Source organism: Stenotrophomonas sp. STEN013, from assembly GCF_056760355.1.
On record NZ_JBRREO010000004.1, the window covers coordinates 251,893 to 275,745 of the forward strand.

Consider the following 23,853-nt stretch of genomic DNA (forward strand, 5'->3'; position numbering starts at 1 on the left):
GTGGCCGGGCAAGCAAGGGGTGGGCAGTGGAACAACAGGCCGCGCACGGCGCGCAGATCCCCTCCGCGGCCGTCCCGATCGCCCCCGGACGGCTGCAGTTCTCCAACGTCGCCGCCGCCCTGTTCGCCGACGGGCTGGTGGCCGCGCACGACCACGAACGCATCCGCTTTTCCGCGCAGGGCGCGCGCAACGCCAGCGAGGTGCATCCGCTGGTGCTGCTGGCCAACCTCAAACTGGCCGCCGCCGCGCCGGCCTCCGGCGAGCTGGGACTGGAACGGCTCACCGAATGGCTGGCCCAGCGCACCGGCACCCGTTACCTGCGCATCGACCCGACCCGCGTGGACGTGGCCGCCGCCACCGCCGTGGTTTCCCACGCCTACGCCCGCCGCCACCGGATCCTGCCGCTGGCGGTGGACAGCGAACGCGTGCTGGTGGCCACGTCCGAGCCGATGGCGCGCGACTGGGTGCCGGACCTGCAGCACCTGAGCCGGCGCCGGATCGAGGTGGTACTGGTCAATCCGCTGGACCTGCACCGCTATTCGATGGAGTTCTTCGGCGTCACCCGCTCGGTGCGCGGCGCCCGCGGCGATGCCCGCGACGGCGGCAACGGCAGCGCGCTGCCCAGTTTCGAGCAGCTGGTGGAGCTCGGCCGCGCCGGTGACGTCACCGCCGACGACCACCACATCGTCAGCATCGTCGACTGGCTGCTGCAGTACGCCTACGAACAGCGCGCCAGCGATATCCACCTGGAACCGCGGCGCGACATGGGCCGGGTCCGTTTCCGCATCGACGGCGTGCTGCACAAGGTGTTCGAGGTGCCACCGTCGGTGATGACCGCGGTGGTCAGCCGCATCAAGGTGCTCGGACGCATGGATCTGGCCGAGCGCCGGCGCCCGCAGGACGGCCGCATCAAGACCCGCTCGCCGGGCGGACGCGAGGTGGAGATGCGCCTGTCGACGATGCCCACCGCCTTCGGCGAGAAGTGCGTGATGCGCATCTTCGACCCGGACTCGGCGTTCAAGAGCATCGAGCAGCTGGGCTTCAGCCCCGAGGAGGCCGCCGGCTGGAACGAACTGGTGGCACGTCCGCACGGCATCGTGCTGGTCACCGGGCCGACCGGTTCGGGCAAGACCACCACCCTGTATTCCACGCTCAAGCGGCTGGCCACGCCGGAGGTGAACGTGTGCACGGTGGAGGACCCGATCGAGATGATCGCGCCGGAATTCAACCAGATGCAGGTGCAGACCAACATCGACCTGGACTTCGCCACCGGGGTGCGCACGCTGCTGCGCCAGGACCCGGACATCATCATGATCGGCGAGATCCGCGACCTGGATACCGCGCACATGGCGGTGCAGGCCTCGCTGACCGGGCATCTGGTGCTCTCCACCCTGCATACCAACGACGCGCCCTCGGCCATCACCCGCCTGCTGGATCTGGGCGTGCCGCATTACCTGATCGCTTCCACCGTCAACGGCGTGCTGGCGCAACGGCTGGTGCGCACCCTGTGCCCGCACTGCAAGATCCCCGACATGCTCACCGATGCCGACTGGGCACCGCTGCGTGATGCCCATGAGGCATTACCTGATGTCGTCACCGCATATGCACCGGTCGGTTGCCTGGAGTGCCGGCACACCGGCTACCTGGGCCGGATCGGCCTGTATGAGCTGCTGCCACTGGGTTCGCGGCTGCGCGCGCTGATCACCCGCGACATGGACCTGGCCGGATTCAGCCGTGCCGCACGGGGGGAAGGACTGCGCACCCTGCGCCGCACCGGGCTTGAAAAGGTGGCCGCCGGGCTGACTACAATCGAGGAAGTCCTGTCCGTACTGCCGCCCTCGGAATGAAGCCCCAGCCGTTTTTAATCCTCGAAACCGGGCAACCGTTCCCGACCCTGCGCCGCTATGGCCGCTTCCCGCACTGGATCCGCGTCGCCGCCGGGCTGGAGCAAGCCGAGACGGTGGTGGTCAATGTCGAACGCGGCGAACCCCTGCCCGGGCGCGACGGATTCGCCGCCACCATCGTCACCGGCTCGGCCGCCTTCGTCACCGACCGCGCCGACTGGAGCGAACGCAGCGCGCACTGGTTGCGCGAGGCCGCCCACGGCGGCATGCCGCTGCTGGGCATCTGCTACGGCCACCAGCTGCTGGCCCATGCGCTGGGCGGCCAGGTCGACTACAACCCGGCCGGGCGCGAATCGGGCACGATCCGGTTGGAACTGGAAGCACCGGCCGCGACCGACCCGCTGTTTGCCGGTCTGCCGGCCAGCTTTCCCGCCCATGCCACCCACCTGCAGACGGTACTGCGCGCCCCCGAAGGCGCCACCGTGCTGGCCCGCTCGAACCAGGACAACTGCCACGCGTTCCGCTGGGGCGCGCAGACCTGGGGCCTGCAGTTCCACCCCGAGTTCGCCACCCACCACATGCGCGGCTACGTCCAGGCGCGGGCCGACTGCATCGCCCGCCATGGCGGCTGCGCCCGCCGCGTTGCCCGCGAGGTCAGCGCCGCGCCGCTGGCCCGGCAGCTGCTGCGCCGCTTCGTGCGCCACGTCCGCCACGGCAACCGCCACTGAGCGGACCGCAAGTGCTGCAAACCGTTGAGGCACTGCTCCGGCAAGCCGCCTCTACCCTGCGGCCAACCGCCCCATCGCCATCGGCTACGGGCAACGTTTACCGCCGGAACGCAGATACGCCAAAGGTCACTCGCCCGGGGCCCGGGTTCCAGCGATAATCGTGCGGTGTCAGGCCGGTCCTGGCATCCCCCCTGTTTCGGAATTGCAATGAGCGAGATTCGCAAGGTGCCGGCCTCTGCCGGCGCGGAATGGTTGTTGACCGGGTTCGGCCTGCTCAAGCGCGCGCCGCTGGCCCTGGGTTCGCTGGGCATCCTCTGGGGTGTGGGCACCTGGCTGGTGCTGTCGTTGTCGATGCTGGTGCCGCTGCTGGGCACGGCGGTGCAGTTCCTGCTGCTGCTGGCCGGCCCGTTGTTCATGGGCGGCCTGCTGTGGGCGATCCGCGAAGTCGACCAGGGCCGCATCGCCCGGCCCTCGCACCTGCTGCAGGGCATCCAGGAAGGCCGCGCGCCGCACCTGCTGATCGCCCTGCTGCCGCAGCTGGTGGCCGCCTTGCTGCTGGGCACGCTGCTGCTGGTGCTGGTGGGCACCGCCGGCCTGCAGCAGCTGTCGGAGGTGATGCTCAAGCTCAACGAGATCAGCCAGTCCGGCGCGCAGCCGGACCCGGCGCAGATCGAAGCGCTGGTGGCGACGCTGCCGGCCGGGCGCATCCTGCTGTGGCTGCTGCTGTTGCTGGGCACCTTCGCCGCGCTGACGCTGGCACTGTTCGTGATGCCGCCGCAGGTGATGTTCGAAGGCCGCACCGGCTTCCACGCCTTGCGTGAGAGCCTGCGCGCGAGCCTGCACAACCTGCCGGCGATGCTGGTGTTCTTCGTGCTGGCCTTCATCGCGATCTTCGCGATCTACTTCGCGGTGATGATCGTGGCACTGATCATCGGCCTGATCGCCGGCCAGGCTGCGGCCATGGCGGTGGCGCAGCTGGTGCTGATGGCGGTGCTGATGCCGGTGTTCGCCGGCTCGGTGTATGCGGCCTGGAAGCAGATGCTGGCGCCGGCGGGTACCGGCACACCGCCGCCGGCGACGGCTGGACACGTGATCGAAGTCTGACAGCGGCGCCGGTGCGCGCTGGCCGGCGGGTGGGCGGGCTTGAAGGCCTGCGCCCGAGCCGGACCGGTCGCGCGCACGCCTTGCCTTGGCGTCCAACGCGCGGACGCTCTGCGCGCCAGCCACTGGCCGACGGATAGTCCGGATAGCAGGCCACCGGCAGGCGCCATCCCCACCTCAAGTCACGGCCCCGGGCCGGGGGCGGGAGCAGCGCCTGCCGCCGCTACGGCGAACGCGCCGGGGACCGGTTGGCCACGACTGCCGGCCTGGGCCGACCCAGCGGTTTCAGGAAGCGGCGGCCTTGTTCGGATCGCGCGGCTGCAACCAGCGCGCGGCATGGATGCCGAGCTCGTACAGGATGCACATCGGAATGGCCAGCATCAGCTGCGAGACCACATCCGGCGGCGTCAGGATCGCGGCCAGCACGAAGATGCCGACGATCGCGTAGCCGCGCCCTTCGCGCAGCTGCTGCGGCGTCACCCAGCCCAGCAGCACCAGGATCACCATCGCCACCGGCAGTTCGAAACTGGCGCCGAAGGCGAAGAAGATGGCAAGCACGAAATCCAGATAGGCGTTGGCATCAGGGGTGATGGCGATCACTTCCGGGCGGAAGGTGGTCAGAAAATGGAACACCGTCGGCAATACCAGAAAGTAGGCGAACGCACAGCCGAGGTAGAACAGCGCCACCGCCGAGCCCAGCAACGGCACGGCCAACCGCTTCTCGCGCGCATACAGGCCCGGCGCCACGAACGCCCAGGCCTGGTACAGCAGCCACGGCACCGCCACGAACAGCGCGGTGAAGAAGGTCAGCTTCAGCGGCGCGAAGAACGCGCCGGCCGGATTGGTGGCGATCATCGACTGCCCGGCCGGCAGCTGCGAGACCAGCGGGGTGGCCAGGTGGGTGTAGAGCGTGCGCGAAAACGGCAGCAGCGCCAGCAGCACCACGCCCAGCCCCATCAGCCCGCGCACCAGCCGCGCGCGCAGCTCGACCAGATGCTCGATCAGCGTGCTGTCGTTGAAATCCTGCTCGCTCACGGCTTCGGCTCCGCAGCATCGGCCGGGGCCTGCGGGCTGTCAGATGGAATCGCGTGATCGCCGGCGGCGCTGCCGGTGCCGGCAGGCGCAGGCACCCCGGCCACCCTGTCCGCCGTGATCGGGCGCGGTTCGATCACCGGTTCGGTCGCCGGGGCGGGCTGCTCCACTTCCTGCCTGAAGCCATCCACCTCGCCGCGCACCTGTCCGGCCTGATCGCGCAGCCCGGCCTCGGTCTGCTGCATCGAGTGGCGCACGGCCTGCAGGTTGCGCTTGAGCTCCTCGGCGTGCAGTTCGCGTTCGAGTTCCTGCTTGACCGAATCCCACTGGTTGCGGGCACGCCGCACCCACAACCCGGCAAAGCGGGCCGCCTTGGGCAGCCGTTCCGGCCCCAGCACCACCAGGGCCACCACCGCGATCAACAGCAGTTCACTGAAGCCGATATCGAACACGCCCGGAACCCCGGATCAACGCGCGTCGCGGTCGTGCTCGGCCTGCTTGTCGCCGCTCTTCTGCGCATCGCGCGACTGGTCGCCCAGCTGCGCGGCCGGCTTGTCCTCGTCACGCATGCCTTTCTTGAACTCCTTGACGGCACTGCCCAGATCCTTGGCGCCGCTGGTCAGACGCTTGGTGCCGAACACCAGCAGGACGATGACCAGCACGACCAACCAGTGCCAGATGCTGAAACTGCCCATGATCCGCTCGCGTTATCTGTGTGGAGGGGGTCGAGCATAGCGCACCGTGCCTGCTCGATCGCTATGCCGAAGGTCAGTGGCCGCCGTCCAGCGATTCGGTGCGGATTTCACCTTCCGACACCGGCTGGAAGCCCTGCTGCGGCGCGTGCTCGGCCGTGGCCGGCTGCAGCGGTGCGGTGGTGGCGGTATCGGTGCCGCCGCTGACCACCGGCGCCTGCACGCTGACCGGCGCGCTGCGCGCGGCCGAAGCGGTCACCGGTGCCGGCGCGCCCTGGGTACCGCGCTTTTCACGCGCGGCGTAGGTCGATTCCTCCAGACGGTCGCGGAAGGACACCACATCACTGGACGGCGCCTCGTTCAGACGGCCTTCCAGGATCATCCGTGGCGTGGTGTTCGGGCCGTAAGCGTCGAGGTTGGCGGCATCGTCGATCTGCAGCACCGCGCCATCGAGCGCGACCCCGGCGAACAGGCCGCGCGCGCGCGACCACGACCAGATTTCGGCCTTGAGCTGGCCGTCGGTGGCGGCGGCGGCACTGCGCCCGACCGGACCGGCGGCCACACCGGCGTCGGCACCGAGGGTGAACTTGCCGTTGACGATGTTGTCCAGGCTGCGGTCGTTGCGGAACACCAGAATCACATCGGAGGACTGCACGCCGGCCTGGAAGCCGATGCTGCCGCCGGTGAGCTTGATGAACACCGGGTTGGACCAGCTGCCATCGGCCATCTTCACCGACATCAGACCGTGGCCACGACGGCCGCCGAGCACCAGCCCGGCCTTGATCGTGTCGGGAATGACGATGACCGCGCGGCCCTCGTCCAGCAGTTTGTCGGGAATGGCCTGCTCGGGAATGTTCTGGATCTCGCTCAGCACGCGTACCGCATTGCGGGCGCGCTGATCCTCCTGCGGGCCGGCAACGGCGTTGGCGGACAGCAGGCTGGCAGACAGCAGCAGGGCAAGGCACGGCAGGCGGCGCATGGTGAACTCCGTAGGTCGGTGCACAGGAAGATAAAGCAAGTGCCTGAAAATAGGAGCGCCGCTCTGAATACGCAGTGAGCGGAGATATCCGGCGCCGCGTCCGCGTTGCCATCTCCGCATCGCCGGCAGCGGCGGGACCTGCGAGAATGTGCGCATGTCCGACGCACCCATCACCGCGCTGCTCGCGGTCAATCTAGGTACGCCCGAGACGCCCACCGCTCCTGCGGTGCGTCGCTATCTGGCCGAATTCCTCAGCGATCCCCGTGTGGTGTCGATCCCGGCACTGCTGTGGAAACCACTGTTGTACGGGGTGATCCTGCCGCTGCGCAGCAGTCGCTCGGCCGCCAAGTACGCGCAGGTGTGGCTGCCGGAAGGCTCGCCGCTGGCGGTCTACACGCAGCGGCTGACCGCGCGCCTGCAGCAGGAACTGCCGCACTGGCGCGTGCGTTACGCGATGCGCTACGGGCAACCGGCGCTGGACAACGCGCTCGATGCGCTGGTGGCCGAAGGCATCCGCCGCATCGTGGTGCTGCCGCTGTATCCGCAGTACTCCACCACCACCACCGCCTCCATTGAAGACAGGCTGGCGCGCTGGCAGGCCCGCAATCCATCCATCACGCTGCAGACCATCCGCGACTACGCCACCGATCCGGCCTGGGTGGCGACGGTGGCGGGCTCCATCCGTGATTACTGGCAGCAGCACGGCCGCGCCGAGAAGCTGGTGTTCTCTTTCCATGGCATTCCGCAGCGGGTGGCCAACAATGGCGACCCCTATCCGCAGCAGTGCCAGGCCAGCGCGCATGCCATTGCCGCGGCGCTGGAACTGCAGCCACACGAATGGGCCATGGGTTATCAGTCGCGCTTCGGCCGCGAGCAATGGCTGCAGCCCTATGCCGAGCCGATGCTGTGGGAGCTGGCCGCCGCGGGCGTCCGGCATATCGATGTGGCCTGCCCCGGCTTTGCCACCGATTGCCTGGAAACTCTGGAAGAAGTGGCGATGGGGTTCACCGAGACCCTGGCCGAACGTGGCGCGCAGATGCGCTACATCCCCTGCCTGAATGATGCGCCGGCGCACGCCCGTGCTCTGGCCCGCCTGGCCGCAGCGCAACCGGGATGACTGTGCAGCCGCTGGAGTTGATCGCCGATGGCCTACCGGTCGCGGCGCTGCGCAGCGGCACGCCCGGTGGGCTGAAGGTGCTGGCCCTGCACGGCTGGCTGGACAACGCGGCCAGCTTCCTGCCGCTGGCCGCGCAGCTGCCGACACTGGATCTGGTGATGGTGGATCTGCCCGGTCACGGGCTGAGCGATCACCTGCCGCCGACCACCCCCTACACCACGCCCTACGCGATCGTGCAGACGCTGGCCATCGCCGATGCGCTGGGCTGGGACCGCTTCGTGCTGCTGGGCCATTCGATGGGCGCGGCGATCGCCAGCCTGGTCGCGGCGGTGGCGCCGGAGCGGGTGCAGGCGCTGGTCTCGATCGAGGCCCTGGGCGGGCTGAGCGCGCCGGCCGATGAGACGGTGCAGCGACTGCGCACCCATGTCGAGGCCCTGCGCAAACTCGACGGCCGGCCGTTGCGGGTGTTTCCCGACCTGGCCGCCCCGGTGCGGGCACGGATGATGGTCAACCAGCTCAGCGAAGCGTCGGCGCGGTTGCTGGTCGAACGCGGCGTCAAACCGGTCGAGGGCGGCTGGAGCTGGCGCAGCGATCCGCGGCTGATGCTGCCCACCGCGGTGCGCATGAGCGAGGAACAGATCCGCGACGTGGTCGGCGCCATCGCCTGTCCGGTGCAGGTGATCTACGCCACCCCGGCGCAGGACTACTTCCCCGAGCCCGAACGCAGCCAGCGCGCGGCGCTGCTGGCCGATGGGCGGCTGGCAACTCTGCCCGGCCACCACCACGTGCACATGGATCAGCCCGCCGCGGTGGCGGCGATCCTCGCCTCGTTCATCGCCGCGCTGCCCGACGGCAGCTGAACAAAGCCGCGTCATCCGCCGCACGCAGAGGTCAAGTGGCGGCGATTGCGGCCGATATCCGGATAACGCCGTATACCGAGATGATGTTCCGCGCAGGCCCGCAAGCGACCTGCCCAGTTCCTGCCCCATGCGCGCCCCCCTTACCCGCCGGACCGGTGTCCTCACCGGTGTGATCCTGCTCGCCTGCTGGCTGGGCTGGACCGCCACCAGTTTCGCCGCCCTGGGCACGCGTCCGGTCGGCGACGCAGCGGCGGTCGCACAGCTGCTGGCACGGCTGGAAGGCAGCGGCCTGCGGCTGCCGCCGGGACAGCCGCTGGCGCTGCGGTTGCCCTCGTCCGGTTGCACCTGCCTCGACGGCCACGCCACATGGCGGCAGACGGTGCTGGCCATCGAAGCCCAGGGCGGCCGCGCCATCACGCTGCCGGCAGCGTTTGTCGATGGCCACGGCTACGCGCTGCTGGTGCTCGATCAGCGCGGCCAGCCGGTCTACGCCGGTCCCCTGGCCTTGCCCGCGCTGTACTGCGGACAGGGTCGCGCCGCACTGGCCGACTGGCTGCCGGACCTGCTCTCGGCGCACACGCCGCCCCTGATTCTTCCTCCCCGCTGTTCCTGCTGAACCGGAGTTCCCCGATGCCCGCCCGTCCCCACACCAGCGCCCCCGCGCGCGATGCCTATTACCAGCAGTTGGCCTGTGCGGCCGACCGCCTGTTTCTGCTGCTCGGCCTGATCCTGGGCGCGGCCTCGCTGGGCATCGCCGCGTGGAACGGCAGCTGGCTGCCGTTTGCCGCGATCAGCGCGCCGTCGCTGGTGCTGATGGCCGTGCAGCTGCGCCTGGCACCGGGCAGCCTGCTCAGCCGCGTCACCGTGGCGCTGGTGCTGATGGCACTGGTCGCCGCGACCATCCAGCAGACCCAGGGCCTGGTGGAAATGCACTTCGGCGTGTTCGTGGTGATCGCGCTGCTGCTGTTCTACCGCGACTGGATACCCGTGGCCGTGGCCGCCGCCGCCATCGCCGTGCATCACCTGGCGTTCTACTGGATGCAGACCCGCGGACTGCCGGTACGCGCCTTCACTCCGGGCAGCGGCACCGGCATCGTGCTGCTGCATGCGCTGTATGTGGTGGTGGAAGCCGGTTTTGTCTGTGTGATGGCGATACAGCTGCGACGCCAGGTCCTGACCCTGGGTGCGTCGCCCGAACAGCTGCGGGCGGTGGTCGACGCGCTGGCTGCCGGCGACACAAGCAGTTCGGCGACGGCCGCGATCCAGGCCGCCCCCGGTACGCTGGCCGACGGCGTGCTGCGCATGGACACGCAGCTGCGCGCGCAGCGGGCGCAGGAGCAGGCGCTGAACCACGAGAACGCACAGATCCGCGCATCACTGGACGCCTCGCGTACCGGCATGATGATCGCCGATGACGATCACATCATCCGCTACGTCAACCGCTCGGTGGTGGCGCTGTTGCGCAACCAGCAGGAAACGCTGCGCAAGGCGTTCCCCGGCTTCGACGTCGACAACCTGGTCGGCAGCAGCATCCACCGCTTCCACGCCAACCCCGGGCGCATCCGCGCGATGCTCGATGCGATGCAGCAGCCGCATTACGGCCGCATCCAGATCGGAGGCGTGCATTTCAGCCAGGCGGTGACGCCGGTGCTGGATGCTGCCGGTACCCGCATCGGCTTTGCGGTGGAGTGGCACGACCGCACCCAGGAAATCGAACTGGAAGACAGTGTCGCCACGCTGGTCGGCGCCGCCGCGCAGGGCGATCTGGGCCGGCGCCTGCAGCCGGTGGCGGAGCCCGGTTTCATCCGCACCCTGACCACGGGTATCAACCAGCTGCTCGACACGCTGGCCGGCGCCACCGGCGAGATCCGGCAGATGCTGTCGGCGCTGGCGCAAGGCAACTTGGACCACCGCATCGAACGCGACTACGCCGGCGACTTCGAGGCGATGAAGCGCGATGCCAACCTCACCGCGCAGCGCCTGGCCGACATCGTCGATCGCATCAAACAGTGCTCGGGGGCGATCAATACCGCCGCGCGCGAGATCGCCGTCGGCAATACCGACCTGTCCGGGCGCACCGAGCAGCAGGCCGCCAACCTGGAGGAAACCGCCGCCTCGATGGAGGAGCTGACGTCCACCGTGCGCGCCAATGCCGACTCGGCGCGGCACGCCAACCAGCTGGCGATCGGCGCGGCCGATGTCGCCGCCCGTGGCGGCCAGGTGGTCGGCCAGGTGGTGAACACCATGCAGGCCATCGAACAGTCGTCCCACCGCATCGCCGAGATCATTTCGGTGATCGACGGTATCGCCTTCCAGACCAACATCCTGGCGTTGAACGCGGCGGTGGAAGCGGCGCGCGCCGGCGAGCAGGGCCGCGGCTTTGCGGTGGTGGCCTCGGAGGTGCGCACGCTGGCGCAACGTTCGGCCACGGCCGCGCGCGAGATCAAGTCGCTGATCGATGATTCGATGACCAAGGTCGACGATGGCGCCGCGCTGGTCGCCCAGGCCGGCAGCACCATGGCCGAGATCGTCGGCTCGGTGCAGCAGGTCACCGACATCATGGCGCGCATTTCCGCCGCCTCGCAGGAGCAGTCCACCGGTATCGAGCAGGTCAACCACACGGTGATACAGATGGATGAAACCACCCAGCAGAACGCCGCGCTGGTGGAGGAAGCCACCGCCGCGGCGCGCACGCTGGAACAGCAGGCCGATGCGCTGGCCGACGCGGTGTCGGTGTTCCGCTACGGCGGCACCGCCGATGACCACCCCAGCAGCGCGCGTCGGGTGGCTTCGTACTGATCCAGCGCGAGGCGATTCCGCCGGCCGGCTGCGCTCAGCCGCGTGTACCAACAAGGCCCGCCGTGCGGGCCTTGTTTATGCCTCATCCCTTGCCATCTGCCAGCATCGCCCACGCGGGCCGGGCACGGTGGCCAGTGCCAGCAACGCCGCGCCGGCAACCGGCGCGGCGTTGCACATGCCGCCTTGCGGATCAGGGCGTGGCCGGTGCCAGCAGCTCGACTTCGGCCAGGCGCAGCGAGTCGCGCGAGGCCAGGCGCAAGCGGTATTCGGCATGCTTGCCCGGCTGCGCGATGCGGAACGGCCGGGTCTGCCGTGCCCAGGCGAAGGCTTCGTCGCTGCGCTGGTCGATCACCTGCCACTGGCCGCCGGCACTGCGTGCCTCCAGCGTCCAGCTGGCGCTACGGATCGGATCACCGCCGCTGGTCAGCGTGTACATCGCCGCCGCACCCGGGGCCGCGCCAGTGAAGGTGACCGTGGCATTGCCACGTAGCGGGCTGTCGGTGGCCGCATCGTCATCCAGCAGCGCCGGTGCCGGGTCGCCCTCCCCCACGGTGGCCTTCGCCCCTTGCAGCAGATCGCGCTGCGGCGTCGGCTGCTGGCCCGGTGCCGTCAGCGAACGCGGCAGCGCATCGGCGCCGGTACCCCAGCGTGAGGGCTGCGGCCCCATCTCGAACTCCAGCACCGCTCCCCCGGCCAGCAGCGCGTGCGGCACCCAGACCTTGTTCCACGGCTTGCCGTTGATCTTCAGCGACTGCACGTAGACGTTCTGCGGCGAGTTGGCCGGTGCCTTGATCACCAGCTGCTTGCCGTTCTGCAGGCGCACGCTGGCCTCGCGGAACAGCGGCGAACCGATCACGTACTCCGGCGCGCCCATGCGCAGCGGATACAGGCCCAGCGAGGCGAACAGGTACCACGCCGACATCTCGCCGTTGTCCTCGTCGCCCGGGTAGCCCTGGCCGATCTCGCTGCCCAGATACAGCCGCGACAGGATCTCGCGGGTCAGTTTCTGCGTCTTCCACGGCTGCCCGGCATACAGGTACATCCACGGGATGTGGTGCGCCGGCTGGTTGCTGTGCGCGTACATGCCCAGGCGCACGTCACGCGCCTCGGTCATCTCGTGGATCACGAAACCGTAGGAACCGGACAGCGCGCGGCTGGCGGTTTCCGGCGTGCTGAAGAACTGGTCCAGCTTGGCGGCCAGCTGCGCGCGGCCACCGTACAGCGCGGCCAGGCCCTCGCCGTCGTGCGCGGCGGTGAAGGCGAACGTCCAGCCGTTGGCTTCGGTGTAGTCATAGCCCCACTGCGCCGGGTTGTAGTCCTTGCCCTCCACGCGCCAGCGGCCTTGCGCGTCGCGGCCGATGAAGAAGCCGGCGTCACGGTTGAATAGGTTGGCGTAGTCGGCGGCGCGATGGCGCAGGTACTGCGCTTCGGTGGCGTAACGCTCACGCGCGGCCGGCGTGCCGGCCCGCTCGGACAGGCCCTGGGCCAGGTTGGCCAGGCCGAAATCGTTCAATGCGCCGTCCATCGTCCACGACAGGCCTTCGTGGATACCGGCCTCGACATAGCCCTGGAAAGTGGAGCGGGCCATGCCCTTGCGGCCGACATGGCGGTCCGGCGGCACCACGGTGGCGTTCTTCAGGCCGGCCTCGTAGGCCTCGGCCGGGTCGAAGCCGCCGATGCCCTTGAGCCAGGCGTCGGCGAAGGCCACATCCGAGCTGGTGCCGACCATCAGGTCGGCATAGCCGGGCGAAGACCAGCGCGCGATCCAGCCGCCGGCGCGGTACTGCTCGATGAACCCCTGCACCATCTGCCCGGCATCGTCGGCACTGAACAGCGCATAGGCCGGCCAGGTGGTGCGGAACGTGTCCCAGAAGCCGTTGTTGACGTACATCCTGCCGTCACGCACGCCGACATAGCTGCGCACCGCGCTGCCGTCGGTGTTCTGGTCCGAGCCGCTGGCCTGGTTGGCGTAGCGCCAGTCCGGCGCGGCCTTGCTGCCGACGTTCTCATGGCCCGAATTCGGGTACAGGTACAGGCGGTACAGGTTCGAGTACAGCGTGGTCTTCTGGTCGTCGCTGGCATCGCCGATGTCGAATGCGCCCAGGCGCTGGTCCCAGGCGTCCTGGGCGCGCGCGGCGACGCTGTCCAGATCGTCGGCGGCGCTGATTTCCAGCGCCAGGTTGTGCTTGGCCTGCTCCACCGAGATCAGCGAGGTGGCGATGCGCATCTGCACCCGCCGCGCACTGCCGGTGTTGAACTTGATGTAGCCGGTGGGCCGGCCGGTGTCGATGCGGCCGCTGGCCTGCCAGGGCGTATCGAAGGTGGCATAGACGTACATGCGCGAGGCGCCGTTGGACAGCCCGCTGCGCACGTCGGTGTAGCCGCTCAGCGTCTGTGTGGCCGCATCCAGGGTCAGGCCGCCACGCGCGTCGACATTGTCGAACAGCAGGTTGGCGTCACCATCCTGGGGGAAGTCGAAACGGAACACCGCGGCGTGGTCGGTCGGGGCGATGGCCGCGGCGATGCCATTGTCGAAGTTCACCGCGTACCGGTACGGGCGCGCCTGCTCCTGGTCGTGCGAGAACGACAGCGCGCGCTTGCCGCGGTCGGCTTCGGGCACGCCACGGTCCAGCGACGGCATCACCTGGAAGGTCTGCCGGTCGCCCATCCACGGGCTTGGCTGGTGGCTCAGCGCCAGCGCCTGCAGCTGCGGCCGGTTGTCGGCGTTGCTGCGCTCGTTCCAGTGGTAGAGCCAGCTGATCGAACCGGCATCGGTCACCGGCGTCCAGAAGTTGAAGCCGTGCGGCACCGCGGTGGCCGGGATGTTGTTGCCGCGCGAGAAGGTGCCGTTGGACTGGGTGCCACGGGTGGTCAACACCCAGTCCGACACGCGCTGCGGTACCTGCCGCGGCTGCGCGTCCAGGCGCACATCGTCGATCCAGCCGGAGACCGGCGTGCCGGCGGCACTGGCCACTTCCAGCTCGACCGCGACCACGCGGCGCCCGCGCAGCGCGGCGATGTCACCCAGCCGCACCGACTTGCGCGTCCACTGTTGCGGATACAGCGTCTTGGAATCACCCTGCGCCCGCGCACCGAGCGCCATGCCGTGCTGGTCGCGCGCCGGCGTGGCCGACAGCCGGCTGCCGTCATCGAGCAGCAGATCCAGCGAGACGTAGGTCGAGGCCATGGTGTCGCCGGCGACGATCTCCGGCAGCACCAGCCACGACAGCGTGGTATCGGCCTCGACCAGCACGTCGGCCTCGAGCAGCCGCTGCCGCGCCTGGCCGCCACTGCTGGCGTAGTGCAGCGCCTGCAGGCCGCTGTAGCCGGCCTTGGCCTTGGCCGCGTACGGCGCCTGCGGACCGCTGCCGACCTGCAGCGAAAGCGCCGTGTCAGCGGCGCTTGCCGGCGCCGGCTGGCCCGGCTCGAACGAGGTCCACAGCCCCGGCGTGGCGGCATGGCCCAGCAGCGGCAGCAACGCCAGCGCAAGCAGCAGCGGACGGGGGGAGGGCGTGACGCGCGGGATGGCAGGCAGGTTCAAGGACGTGTCTCTCGGAGCCAGGTTGAAATCAGGTGCCAGCCCGGCAGACGCACCCCCGGCGCACGCCGTTGGGCATGCGCCGGGGGTGCGAGGACACCGGCCCAGCAGTATTTGAATCGATTCAAATCGTGCCCGGATCGTGCCGTAAACGCCGGGTCCGGGCAACCGATATCCGCGTGGAAAACTTGCTGCATTGCGCAATATCCGCCGGCATCGCCGCCGTTTGTACGGCGCCGCTCCGGACCACGGATCCGGCGCAGATGCCGCTGCGGCTGGAGGGACGCCGGCTGCGCAAGTGCCGGCCACACCCGGACAAAACGATGCCGCAACGCACCACAGATGAGGGCCGCCCGGTGCCAAATCGTGCGGTGGCGGGCTCAAAACGGCGGGGGATCGGCCGTGCCCGGCGCCCCTCCTCGGGACCGGCACACACTGCTCAGCGGTCCGCTGGCGGGGTGATGCTCAGCAGCATCCGCAGGGTCGCCTTCAGCCGCCGGCCCTCGGCGTGGAAGTAATCACGTTCCTGCCGCCAGCGCGGGAAGCGCGCCTCCACTTCGGCCCAGAACGCCGGCGAGTGGTTGGCCTGCAGCAAGTGGCACAGCTCGTGGACCAGCACGTATTCGAACGCCGCGGGACGGCCGAGGATCAGCGCCAGATCCAGCGCCATCGAGCCGTCCGGTGCCAGCGATCCCCACTGCGAGGACATCACCTTCAGCCGCAACCGCGACGGCGCCCGCGGCAGCCCGGGCAGATACGCCGGCAGCCAGCGGCCGACATCGGCCCGCATCTGCGCCTCGTAGAACTCGCGCAGCGCGCGCCGCAACGCCGGCTCACCGGCGCGCGCCGGCAGCTGGATGCAGGCCACCTCCGCGCCGAGCTCGACCCGCGCAAACCGCCCTACCTGCCACTGCACCGGCAGGTAGTCACCGCGCAGCGGCAACTGTCCGGGCTGGCGCAGGCGCAGGGTCGGCACCGGCAGTGCCTGGTCGCTGAAGCGGGCCAGCTGTTGCTGCAGCCACTGCCGGTTGGCGTGCAGGAACTGCTCGCCGGAGGCCAGGCTCGCGCGCAGCGGCAGGGTCAACCGCGCACCACGCTCGTCGACGCTGAGCTTCAGACGCCGCGCCCGGGGATCACGCACACGCAGCACGTCGATCTCATCGCTTTCGCCCAGCCGCAGGCGCACGGTATCGCGCTGGATCACCGGTGCGGCGGGTGCGATCAGGCGGCGGAGCAGACGGGACATGGTCGCAGCTTAGTCCCCGCCGCGTTAGCAGCGCGGCAGGAACACGGTGGCGTCAGGCGTCGGCCTTGCTCAGCTTGAACGCCTGTTCCAGCAGCAGGAACAACCGGCGGATCTCGCCACTCTGCAAGGCGAAGCGCGCTTCCAGTTCGGCGCGGTGGCCGTCCTCATCGATATGCTCGAGCTGGTCCAGCGCACCATCGAGGAACTTGAGCTTGCGCACGATCAGGTCATCGCCGAGCACGAAGGACAGGTTGTCCTCGAACACCAGGCCCAGCTTGGTGACCTGCTTGCCCGCATCCAGATGCTTGTCGATCTCGTCGCAGCGCAGTTCCTGGTGCTGGCACTTGACCACCGCGCCGCCCTCGGCCGGATCCTTCATCTCGCACTCTTCGCCCAGGCTCAGGCCCTCGGGCAGCGGTTCGCCGGCGATCCACGCGGTCAGGATCGAACGCGGCGCCACTTCGGCGTTGAGCGGCATCGCCGGGAAGCTGCCGAGCACCCCGCGCACATCGCTCATCACGTTCTCGGCGGTCTTCTGGCTGGAACCGTTGACCACCACATAGCCGTGGACCAGATCGAAGAACGCATCCACGCGGGAGGTCTTGACGAAGGCGCGCGGCAGCAGTTCGTGCAGCAGATCATCCTTCAGCCGCTTGCGCTCGCGCCCACCGGGCCTGCGGCCCTCCTTCTCCTCGATCTCCTCCAGCCGGCGCTCGAGCAGGTCGTTGACCACGGTGCTGGGCAGGATCTTGTCCTCGCCGCCGATGGTCAGCCACAGCGCCTCGCCCAGACGGTGCGAGAACTGCTCCTTTTCCTCGCGGCCGAACGGCGAGATGAAGCCACGCGAGCTCATCTCCAGCGCGCCCACCGGTTTGAGCACGGCCGGCGGCAGCAGCGTATCGATCTCGGAAAAATCAACGGACGAGGGGAAGCGGAAGAACGTCAGGTTTTTGAAAAACATGGATTGCCTGTAAAGAGGAATTCAGAAAAAGACGCCAACGGCGTCCGCTTAGGCATCGGCGGTCTCAGCACCCGCAGCGGTGATACCGGCCAGCCACGCATGCGCGTCCGGCAACGGCGCCGCCGCGCGGCGGCCCAGCGCCATGAAATCGAACAAGGCCGGATCGGCCAGCTGCGAAGGCCGCACCGTCCCCAGCGCGCGCGATATCTGTTCCACGCGACCGGGGTGCTCCTTCTCCCATTGCTGCAGCATCAGTCCGACCTGCTTGCGCTGCAGGTTCTCCTGGCTGCCACACAGGTTGCACGGAATGATCGGGAAGCGGCGCGCGGCGGCGTACTCGATGATGTCGGCCTCGCGGACATACGCCAGCGGGCGGATCACCACATGCTTGCCGTCATCGCTGAGCAGCTTGGGCGGCATGCCCGACAGTTTGGCGTGCTGGAACAGGTTCATGAAGAACGTGGCCACCATGTCGTCGCGGTGGTGGCCCAGCGCGATCTTGGTGAACCCGTTCTGCTCGGCGTAGTTGTACAGCGCACCTCGCCGCATCCGCGAACACAGCGAACACATCGTCTTGCCTTCCGGGATCACCCGGCTGACCACCGAATAGGTGTCCTGTTCGATGATGTGGTACGCCACGCCCAGCCCGGCCAGGTAGTCGGGCAGCACCTGCTCGGGAAAATCCGGCTGCTTCTGGTCCAGGTTCACCGCCACCAGCTCGAACGGCACCGGCGCCTTCTTCTGCAGCTGCAGCAGCACATCGAGCAGCGTGTAGCTGTCCTTGCCGCCGGACAGGCACACCATCACCTTGTCACCGGCCTCGATCATGCCGAAGTCGGCGATGGCCTGGCCCACCTGGCGGCGCAGGCGCTTGGCCAGCTTGTGGTGCTCGCGCTCGGCCACGCGCGGGTCGCGGGCGCGCGGCGCGGGATCGGGAAGGGGAATAACAGCAGTCATTGGCGCCATTCTACCGGCTTGGCGACGCCGCTCTCGCTGAACCCGGCAACCGGGTATGCTCGACAGCTGTGGACACCATGACCCTAGACCAGATCAGCCAGCGCATCGCCGAACTGCGGGCCGAGCACCGCAGTCTGGACGAGCGCATCGCGCGGCTGGCCGCCAACCCGGACGACGAGCTGGAAGCCAAGCGGCTGAAACGGCGCAAGCTGCAGCTCAAGGACTGCATCGGCAAGCTGGAAGCGATGCTGATCCCGGACGAGCCGGCCTGAGCCCCTCCCGTATCGGATGACCGCCCCCGACGGCGGACAAGCGGGCGGCGAGTGCCTGCAACACCCCGGCACCGGCCCTGCGGAAGTCCGCCGCGCCGGCATCCGCCCCCCCCTGCGCTGGCCGCATCGCTCAGCCCTGCGGCGCAGGCGCCTCGGGCTTCACCGCTTCGGGACTGACCCGCTCGATGGTGTGGCGCAGTTCGCGGCCAAGAATGAACTTGGCGTCCTTGGCCCAGGCGTCCAGGCGTTCGTCGAACAGCAGCTTGCTGTTCTCGTCCGGCCACACCAGCCGCAGCTGGCGCAGCTTCTGGATGAAGCTGCGGAACAGGGTGCGATCGAAGAACTCCGGCGCGGCCGGCGCATAGAGCAGGCTCAGGCGCTGCGCGGCCTGTTGGCACAGCCCTTCCAGCTCACCGGCACCGAGGGTACCGGGGCCGTTCTTCACCAGTACCGAGATGGCGATGTAGTAGCGCTCGAAGGCCTGTTGCAGCGAATGGCCGATCGCACGCAGGCGGAACACCTCGTCGGTCTGGCCGGTGCTGCGCGCGAGCATGCCGCCGTCGTCCTCGCCGACATGCTGCAGCAGGCCTTCGCGCACGAACACGTCGATGGTCTGGTCGATGCGCGCGGCGAACTCGTCCTCGCTCCATGGCAGGAACAGCTCCTGCTGCAGGAATGGGTACAGCCCGCGCCCCAGCCGCAGCAGACCGCCGCGGCTCATGCGGCGGTTGTTCTGGAAGCAGCACGCCACCCACGACGACGCCGTGAACAGGTGCAGCACATTGTTGCGGAAGTAGCTCAGCAGCACCGCGGTGTCGCCACTGACGCTGAGCACGTCGCCCAGCGGGTGCTTGACGCGGGTGAGGACGTTGATCTCCTCGGCGTGGGCGATGATCCGCTCGGGCGAATGCGGGGTGACCGTGACCCGGTCCGAATACGGCATTTCCACCAGCAGCTTCTTGCACAGCTCGATCTGCGCGATCAGGTCGGCCTCACCCATCGCGTGCTTGGGCGTGGACAGCAGCGCCAGCGCCAGCAGGTTGATCGGATTGACGTCGGCGGCGCCGTTGATGTGCACCTGGATCTGCGTGGCCAGCGTGTCCACGGTGCCGGCCAGCCAGCCCGGCTTTTCGTCCTCGGGAACCGGCTGCCCGTCCCACTCCGGCGCCATCCTGGCCAGCACGTCGTTGAGCGCGATCGGCTCGCCGAAATTCACCACCACCTGGCCGTAGTTCTGCTTGAGCACCTTGGGAATACCCCACAGCAGCGCCCAGATCGACTCCTTCTCCTTCGGCCGGCCGGACAGCTCGTCCAGATAGCTGTTGCCCTCCATCAGCTTCTCGTAGCCGATGTAGACCGGCTGGAACAGCACCGGCTTGCGCGGCTGGCGCAGGAACGCGCGCAGCGTCATCGAGATCATGCCGCCCTTGGGCTGCAGCAGACGTCCGGTCCGCGAGCGTCCGCCCTCGATGAAGTATTCGATCGAGTAGCCGCCGGACACCAGCTGCGCGACGTACTCGCTGAGCACCGCCGAATACAGCGCATTGCCCTTGATCGAGCGGCGGATGAAGAACGCGCCGCCCTTGCGCAGCAGGGTGCCGACCACCGGCAGGTTGAGGTTGATGCCGGCCACGATGTGCGGCGGCACGATGCCGCGGTCGTAGAGCAGGTAGCTCAGCAGCAGGTAGTCCATATGGCTGCGGTGGCTGGGCACATAGATGACCTCGTGCCCGGGCGCGGCTTCCTTGAACTTGTCCAGGTGATGCACCAGCACGCCGGCGTAGATGCGGTTCCAGACGTGGCTGAGCATGAAGCTGGCCGAGCGCACCACCGGGGTGGAGTAGTCGGCGGCGATTTCCCAGGCGTAGCCCTGCGCCTTCTTCCAGGCCTCGGTGGTCTTGGAGTTGTCGCGCTTGGCCTGCACCGCGATGGCTTCGCGCACCGGATCGGACTCCAGCACCTTGTCCACCAGCAGGCGGCGGGTGGACAGATCCGGGCCGATGATCGATTCGCGGATCCGGCGGAAGTGGGTGCGCAGCACGCGCTGCAGCTTGCGTACGGTGCGCTCCGGCTCCAGGCCTTCATCCACGGTCTCGCGCAGCGATACCGGCGGAGCGAAGCGGACGATGGTGTCGCGACCGTTGAGCAGGATCGCCAGCAACCGGCGGAAGCGGCCCACCAGCGCCCAGTTTTCCGAGAACAGCACCGCGAACCAGCCGCTCTGCTTGTCCGGGGCGCGACCGACGAAGATCGATACCGGCACCAGGTGCACATCCAGCGCCGGATTGGCACGGTGCGCCTGCAGCAGCTTGGCCAGCGAGTCCGAATGGGTCTTGGCGCCGCGCTGTTCGGGAATCAGCGCGCTGTTGCTGGAGCGCCGCGACAGTGCCACGTAAGCGCGTTTGCGCCCGGTCAGGTCGCCGGCCAGCGGCACCAGCGGCGAGGGCAGTCCCGCGTCGCGGCAGGCCTTGTCCAGGATCAGCGCGTTGGACAGGCCGTAGTTTTCCAGCACGTACACCACCGGCCGGCCGTCATCGTGGTCACCGGCCTGCTCCGGTTCGATCTTCAACCCCAGCCACGGCTCGATCAGCTTGCCCAGCAGGCGCGCCCACAACGGGCGGCGACCGGCGGCGCGGACATGCGGCGCACGCGCGGCGGTGCCGGCCGCGGAGGCGGCAGGAGAGGCGGACGGCGCATGGGCGGTGTCCGGCGGCAGCAGCTCGCCCTGGTCGGGCTGGGATTTCTGTTTCGACATCGGCGCCATTATGGCTTAGCCGCTGTACCAGCGTTATCGCCGCCGTCCTGCGCGGCGGTTTCCGGCACCGACGGCGCGGCGGCCGCGGCCTCTTGCACCCTGGCCTGCTCGGCGGCCTGTGCGGCGGCCAGCAGCGCGTCGACCTCGGCCAGCGTCTGCGCCGGGTACCAGTGGCCATCGCGCCGCACCAGCATCACCTGCAGATCCAGTTCCGTGCCCGCCAGCGGGTACTGCACGCGCACGGTGGCCTGCTCGCCCTGCTGCGTGACCAAACCGGTGCGCAACTGGTCGATGCTGTCATCCAGCCGCAGTCCGTAGCTGGCCAGCACCTGCTTGAGCGCGGCCGCGAACGGCCCCAGCCGCTGCAGGCTGGCGGTCATACCGGCCTGCTGGAAGGCCTGTACGCTGTCCAGCCCGGTCGCGCGGGCGGCGGTCGTCAACGTGGTGATCGCGCTCTGCGCCAGCGTGGGATCGGACAGCGGCGCGGCCTGCGCCCAGCCACTGAGCGCGGCGACCAGCTGCACGTAATGGGCACGCTGGGCCGGGCTGTAGTCGCCCTGATGGGTGATGTACTGCACGCCGAACAGCTCCAGCGAGTGCGCGGCCTGACGCACGCTGGCGGCCTGCCCTTCCAGTTGCGCCTTGAATGCGCGCCGCAGCTGCTGCTCGGCATTCTTCTCGGAAAGCGCGGCCAGCAACGCCGGCAACTTTTCATCCAGCGGCAAGTCGCTCAACGGCCAGCGGCTGTGGCCCTGCGCCCAGGCAGTTTCCAGCGCGGCGTACTGCGCCGGCGGTACCGCCGCGCGCGCGTAGCCGACCAGATCGTTGTTGCGCAGATGCATGGCCAGCTGGCGCACGGCAGCGGCCGGCTCGGTGGCCGCGCCGGGCAGTTCCTGCGGCGTGCGACCGCACGCAGCCAGCAACAGCAGCGCGGTCAGCGACACGGACATCAGGTACGGGCGGCGGCGTGATGAAGAGCGTGGCATGGCGTTGTCGGTCCTCCCCCGGGGGCGGTGGCATCTTGAGGCCTGCCCGGTGAGCCCAGCAAGCACAGCCATCACGTGCGGGCGCCGGCGCTCCTTCCCCCGTCCCGCCGCGCCCGCCTCATGGCGCAAGCGCAAACCGGCCGGCGGAGACCGGGGGCTTACGTCCCGGCGCCCGTCCAGCGGGTGAACAGGCAAAAAAAAGAGGCCGCACCGGTACCCGGCAGCGAACCTCCTCAAGCCGGCGCGAGCCGGTGGACAGTTTTGACGCATGGCCGGCAACGCCGGACGGGACGTAGCCTACGCGCCCGATTAAGTTAATGCAACACTTCATGAATCACAATTCAAGTAATTGATTTACTTGAATGATTCTGCGATTTCCGCCTGGATGAGCTGCGCCGCGACGTACGGATCGGCCGCCAGCCGGATCGGCCGCCCGACCACAATCGCATCGGCGCCGTCGGCAAAGGCCCGGGCCACGCCCACGGTGCGCTGCTGGTCATCCCCGACCGGGCCGCCGGGACGGATGCCCGGGCAGACGATGGAGAAACCGGCACCGGTGGCGGCGCGGATCGGCGCGGCCTCCTGGCCGGAGGCGATGACCCCGTCAATGCCGGCCCGCTGCGCGGCCAGCGCGCGTTCGACCACCACGTCCACCGGCTCGCGGTCGATGCCCATCTGCGCCAGATCCGGCCGCCCCATCGAGGTCAGCACGGTCACCGCCAGCAGCCGCATGTCCGAGGTGTTGGCCGCGGCGGCGGCCTCCATCATCGCCGGATGCCAGCCGTGGATGGTGCAGTAACTCACCGGCCATTGCGACAAACGACCGATAACACCGGCGATCGTGGCCGGAATATCGAAGAATTTCAGATCGACGAACACACGCTTGTCGCGTTTGGCCAGTGCCTCGAGCACATCGAAATATTCGCCCGAGGCGAGCAGCTCCATGCCGATCTTGTAGAACGACACGGCATCGCCCAGGCGCTCCACCCACTCGATGGCCTGCGCCTTGCCCGGCACATCCAGGGCGAAGATCAGGCGTTCATCGGTGCGCAACGGCAGCGGCGCGCGGCTCATCGGGCCAGCTCCAGCGCCTCGCGCTTGGCGCCGTTGCGCAGGTCCGCCGGCAGCGACCAGGCATTGTTGAACGAGGCGCCCTCCCAGCCACCGTAGGTGGGGTTGGGCAGGATCCACCAGCGCGAGCCGATCCAGTCCTGGTGCTTGTCCAGCAGCGCGTCGCGGTTGGCCAGGGTGTTGTCCTCGATCTGCAGGAAATCGGTGAACTGGTCACCGACCTGCATCAGCACGCGGTACTGCCGTGCGGCCAGCTGGCGGCGGCAGCCCTTCTCGCTGCCGACCTCGGTGCAGCCCGGCACCGGCGTGCCCAGACCCAGATAGACGCTGTCATCGGCCACCGGGAAGCCGACCTTGCGCAGGTTGGCCACGGTGGCGTCCTTCATCGCCGCGGTGCGGTTGCTGATGTAGATCATGGTCACGCCCTTGGCCGCGGCCAGCTGGGCGAAGGCCACCGCGCCCGGTACCGCCTGCGCCTGCTGCTCGTCCACCCAGGCCGCCCAGGTGGCGTCGTTGTAGCTGGTGCCGTCGCGCACCAGACGGGCCTGGTAGGGCGAGTTGTCCAGCACGGTCTCGTCCACATCCACCACCACCGCCGGCTTGAGCGTGGCCGACTGGTGGTTGCCGCCCTCGTCCGGCAACAGTGCGGTCCAGTCCGGATCGGCCAGGGCGCGGTCCAGGTGCTCACCGGCCGATTTCCAGGTCTGCAACGCACTGGCGCGGTATTCCTGCGAGCGCTGCACCCACAGCACCGCGTTGAGGTTGTCGTGGGCGCCGTGGGCAGCCATGGCAACCGGCGCCGGCTCGCGGTGGAGACGGTCGGTGGTGGTGCAGGCGGCCAGCGACAGCATGGCGCCGGCCAGCAGGGTGAAGGCGGGGATACGGGACATGGGACTACCGGACTGTTCGAAAACC

The 23,853-nt window shown here is 69.0% G+C and carries 20 protein-coding genes; 8 read left to right on the forward strand and 12 right to left on the reverse strand.

What is annotated here, in order from left to right; all coding sequences use genetic code 11:
- The first annotated feature begins 56 nt into the window (after positions 1-56).
- The 3 genes from ACVOMH_RS10795 to ACVOMH_RS10805 all read left to right on the forward strand — a co-directional run bounded on the left by ACVOMH_RS10795 (position 57) and on the right by ACVOMH_RS10805 (position 3,676).
- A complete protein-coding gene (locus tag ACVOMH_RS10795) occupies positions 57-1,847 on the forward strand; it encodes a GspE/PulE family protein (RefSeq protein ID WP_481552034.1) in 1,791 nt (596 codons plus the stop codon).
- On the forward strand, positions 1,844-2,572 hold the full coding sequence (locus ACVOMH_RS10800) for a glutamine amidotransferase (RefSeq protein WP_481522439.1): 729 nt from the start codon (positions 1,844-1,846) through the stop codon (positions 2,570-2,572). The genes ACVOMH_RS10795 and ACVOMH_RS10800 overlap by 4 nt, the downstream gene beginning before the upstream one ends.
- A 207-nt stretch (positions 2,573-2,779) precedes the next feature.
- On the forward strand, positions 2,780-3,676 hold the full coding sequence (locus tag ACVOMH_RS10805; protein ID WP_054660930.1) for a BPSS1780 family membrane protein: 897 nt from the start codon (positions 2,780-2,782) through the stop codon (positions 3,674-3,676).
- A 282-nt stretch (positions 3,677-3,958) separates the two neighbouring features.
- Here the strand turns inward: ACVOMH_RS10805 and tatC are convergent, their stop codons facing one another.
- The 4 genes from tatC to ACVOMH_RS10825 form a co-directional block, all read right to left on the reverse strand.
- Complete coding sequence (gene tatC / locus ACVOMH_RS10810; RefSeq protein ID WP_481522438.1) at positions 3,959-4,708, reverse strand: twin-arginine translocase subunit TatC; 750 nt, start codon at positions 4,706-4,708, stop codon at positions 3,959-3,961.
- Positions 4,705-5,157 (reverse strand): Sec-independent protein translocase protein TatB, encoded by a 453-nt coding sequence (gene tatB, locus ACVOMH_RS10815; RefSeq protein WP_481551958.1) that lies wholly within the window; start codon positions 5,155-5,157, stop codon positions 4,705-4,707. Before tatB ends, tatC begins: the two co-directional genes overlap by 4 nt.
- 15 nt (positions 5,158-5,172) lie before the next feature.
- Positions 5,173-5,400 (reverse strand): Sec-independent protein translocase subunit TatA, encoded by a 228-nt coding sequence (tatA, locus tag ACVOMH_RS10820; protein WP_054660714.1) that lies wholly within the window; start codon positions 5,398-5,400, stop codon positions 5,173-5,175.
- Between the two features lie 73 nt (positions 5,401-5,473).
- On the reverse strand, positions 5,474-6,376 hold the full coding sequence (locus tag ACVOMH_RS10825; protein WP_057505691.1) for a lipid-binding SYLF domain-containing protein: 903 nt from the start codon (positions 6,374-6,376) through the stop codon (positions 5,474-5,476).
- Positions 6,377-6,530: 154 nt separating this feature from the next.
- Here ACVOMH_RS10825 and hemH point away from each other — a divergent pair, with 154 nt between their 5' ends.
- From hemH to ACVOMH_RS10845, 4 genes are all read left to right on the forward strand, one after another.
- Positions 6,531-7,493 (forward strand): ferrochelatase, encoded by a 963-nt coding sequence (gene hemH, locus ACVOMH_RS10830; RefSeq protein WP_054660528.1) that lies wholly within the window; start codon positions 6,531-6,533, stop codon positions 7,491-7,493.
- Positions 7,490-8,353, forward strand: a complete 864-nt coding sequence (locus tag ACVOMH_RS10835) for an alpha/beta fold hydrolase (protein WP_481551959.1) — start codon at positions 7,490-7,492, stop codon at positions 8,351-8,353. The genes hemH and ACVOMH_RS10835 overlap by 4 nt, the downstream gene beginning before the upstream one ends.
- A gap of 127 nt (positions 8,354-8,480) precedes the next feature.
- Positions 8,481-8,969: a hypothetical protein gene (locus ACVOMH_RS10840; protein ID WP_481551960.1), complete on the forward strand. Its 489-nt coding sequence runs from the start codon at positions 8,481-8,483 to the stop codon at positions 8,967-8,969.
- Positions 8,970-8,983: 14 nt separating this feature from the next.
- Positions 8,984-11,152: a methyl-accepting chemotaxis protein gene (locus tag ACVOMH_RS10845; RefSeq protein ID WP_481551961.1), complete on the forward strand. Its 2,169-nt coding sequence runs from the start codon at positions 8,984-8,986 to the stop codon at positions 11,150-11,152.
- Between the two features lie 190 nt (positions 11,153-11,342).
- On the opposite strand, the gene ACVOMH_RS10850 is transcribed toward ACVOMH_RS10845, so the two are convergent.
- From ACVOMH_RS10850 to ttcA, 4 genes are all read right to left on the reverse strand, one after another.
- Complete coding sequence (locus tag ACVOMH_RS10850; protein WP_481551962.1) at positions 11,343-14,693, reverse strand: GH92 family glycosyl hydrolase; 3,351 nt, start codon at positions 14,691-14,693, stop codon at positions 11,343-11,345.
- 436 nt (positions 14,694-15,129) lie between these two features.
- Complete coding sequence (locus ACVOMH_RS10855) at positions 15,130-15,936, reverse strand: M48 family metallopeptidase (RefSeq protein WP_481551963.1); 807 nt, start codon at positions 15,934-15,936, stop codon at positions 15,130-15,132.
- A 52-nt stretch (positions 15,937-15,988) separates the two neighbouring features.
- Positions 15,989-16,897, reverse strand: coding sequence for a recombination-associated protein RdgC (locus ACVOMH_RS10860; RefSeq protein WP_054659591.1), 909 nt, complete (start codon positions 16,895-16,897; stop codon positions 15,989-15,991).
- Positions 16,898-16,945: 48 nt separating this feature from the next.
- Entirely contained in the window at positions 16,946-17,863 is a 918-nt protein-coding gene (ttcA, locus tag ACVOMH_RS10865) for a tRNA 2-thiocytidine(32) synthetase TtcA (protein ID WP_054659589.1), read from the reverse strand.
- Between the two features lie 68 nt (positions 17,864-17,931).
- Between ttcA and ACVOMH_RS10870 the strand changes: the two genes are divergently transcribed.
- Positions 17,932-18,126, forward strand: a complete 195-nt coding sequence (locus ACVOMH_RS10870) for a YdcH family protein (RefSeq protein ID WP_089153165.1) — start codon at positions 17,932-17,934, stop codon at positions 18,124-18,126.
- A 130-nt stretch (positions 18,127-18,256) separates the two neighbouring features.
- Here ACVOMH_RS10870 and plsB read toward each other — a convergent pair whose 3' ends face one another.
- The 4 genes from plsB to ACVOMH_RS10890 all read right to left on the reverse strand — a co-directional run bounded on the left by plsB (position 18,257) and on the right by ACVOMH_RS10890 (position 23,828).
- On the reverse strand, positions 18,257-20,881 hold the full coding sequence (gene plsB, locus ACVOMH_RS10875; protein WP_199398888.1) for a glycerol-3-phosphate 1-O-acyltransferase PlsB: 2,625 nt from the start codon (positions 20,879-20,881) through the stop codon (positions 18,257-18,259).
- A gap of 8 nt (positions 20,882-20,889) precedes the next feature.
- Positions 20,890-21,831, reverse strand: a complete 942-nt coding sequence (locus tag ACVOMH_RS10880) for a hypothetical protein (protein ID WP_481522428.1) — start codon at positions 21,829-21,831, stop codon at positions 20,890-20,892.
- 390 nt (positions 21,832-22,221) lie between these two features.
- The gene (pyrF, locus tag ACVOMH_RS10885) at positions 22,222-22,941 is read right to left on the reverse strand and encodes an orotidine-5'-phosphate decarboxylase (protein ID WP_057505698.1); all 720 of its coding nucleotides are present in this window, start codon (positions 22,939-22,941) and stop codon (positions 22,222-22,224) included.
- Positions 22,938-23,828 (reverse strand): 5'-nucleotidase, lipoprotein e(P4) family, encoded by an 891-nt coding sequence (locus tag ACVOMH_RS10890; protein ID WP_481551964.1) that lies wholly within the window; start codon positions 23,826-23,828, stop codon positions 22,938-22,940. Before ACVOMH_RS10890 ends, pyrF begins: the two co-directional genes overlap by 4 nt.
- Between the last annotated feature and the right edge of the window lie 25 nt (positions 23,829-23,853).

Bases quoted from the DNA above. Each gene is read 5' to 3' on its own strand.
- ACVOMH_RS10855 (WP_481551963.1), bottom strand. From the start codon at position 15,936: ATGTCCCGTCTGCTCCGCCGCCTGATCGCACCCGCCGCACCGGTGATC.
- pyrF (WP_057505698.1), bottom strand. From the start codon at position 22,941: ATGAGCCGCGCGCCGCTGCCGTTGCGCACCGATGAACGCCTGATCTTC.
- ACVOMH_RS10845 (WP_481551961.1), top strand. From the start codon at position 8,984: ATGCCCGCCCGTCCCCACACCAGCGCCCCCGCGCGCGATGCCTATTAC.
- ACVOMH_RS10805 (WP_054660930.1), top strand. From the start codon at position 2,780: ATGAGCGAGATTCGCAAGGTGCCGGCCTCTGCCGGCGCGGAATGGTTG.
- ACVOMH_RS10890 (WP_481551964.1), bottom strand. From the start codon at position 23,828: ATGTCCCGTATCCCCGCCTTCACCCTGCTGGCCGGCGCCATGCTGTCG.
- ACVOMH_RS10870 (WP_089153165.1), top strand. From the start codon at position 17,932: ATGACCCTAGACCAGATCAGCCAGCGCATCGCCGAACTGCGGGCCGAG.
- hemH (WP_054660528.1), top strand. From the start codon at position 6,531: ATGTCCGACGCACCCATCACCGCGCTGCTCGCGGTCAATCTAGGTACG.
- ACVOMH_RS10800 (WP_481522439.1), top strand. From the start codon at position 1,844: ATGAAGCCCCAGCCGTTTTTAATCCTCGAAACCGGGCAACCGTTCCCG.
- ACVOMH_RS10880 (WP_481522428.1), bottom strand. From the start codon at position 21,831: ATGTCCGTGTCGCTGACCGCGCTGCTGTTGCTGGCTGCGTGCGGTCGC.
- ACVOMH_RS10860 (WP_054659591.1), bottom strand. From the start codon at position 16,897: ATGTTTTTCAAAAACCTGACGTTCTTCCGCTTCCCCTCGTCCGTTGAT.
- plsB (WP_199398888.1), bottom strand. From the start codon at position 20,881: ATGTCGAAACAGAAATCCCAGCCCGACCAGGGCGAGCTGCTGCCGCCG.
- ACVOMH_RS10825 (WP_057505691.1), bottom strand. From the start codon at position 6,376: ATGCGCCGCCTGCCGTGCCTTGCCCTGCTGCTGTCTGCCAGCCTGCTG.
- tatA (WP_054660714.1), bottom strand. From the start codon at position 5,400: ATGGGCAGTTTCAGCATCTGGCACTGGTTGGTCGTGCTGGTCATCGTC.
- ACVOMH_RS10835 (WP_481551959.1), top strand. From the start codon at position 7,490: ATGACTGTGCAGCCGCTGGAGTTGATCGCCGATGGCCTACCGGTCGCG.
- ttcA (WP_054659589.1), bottom strand. From the start codon at position 17,863: ATGGCGCCAATGACTGCTGTTATTCCCCTTCCCGATCCCGCGCCGCGC.
- ACVOMH_RS10840 (WP_481551960.1), top strand. From the start codon at position 8,481: ATGCGCGCCCCCCTTACCCGCCGGACCGGTGTCCTCACCGGTGTGATC.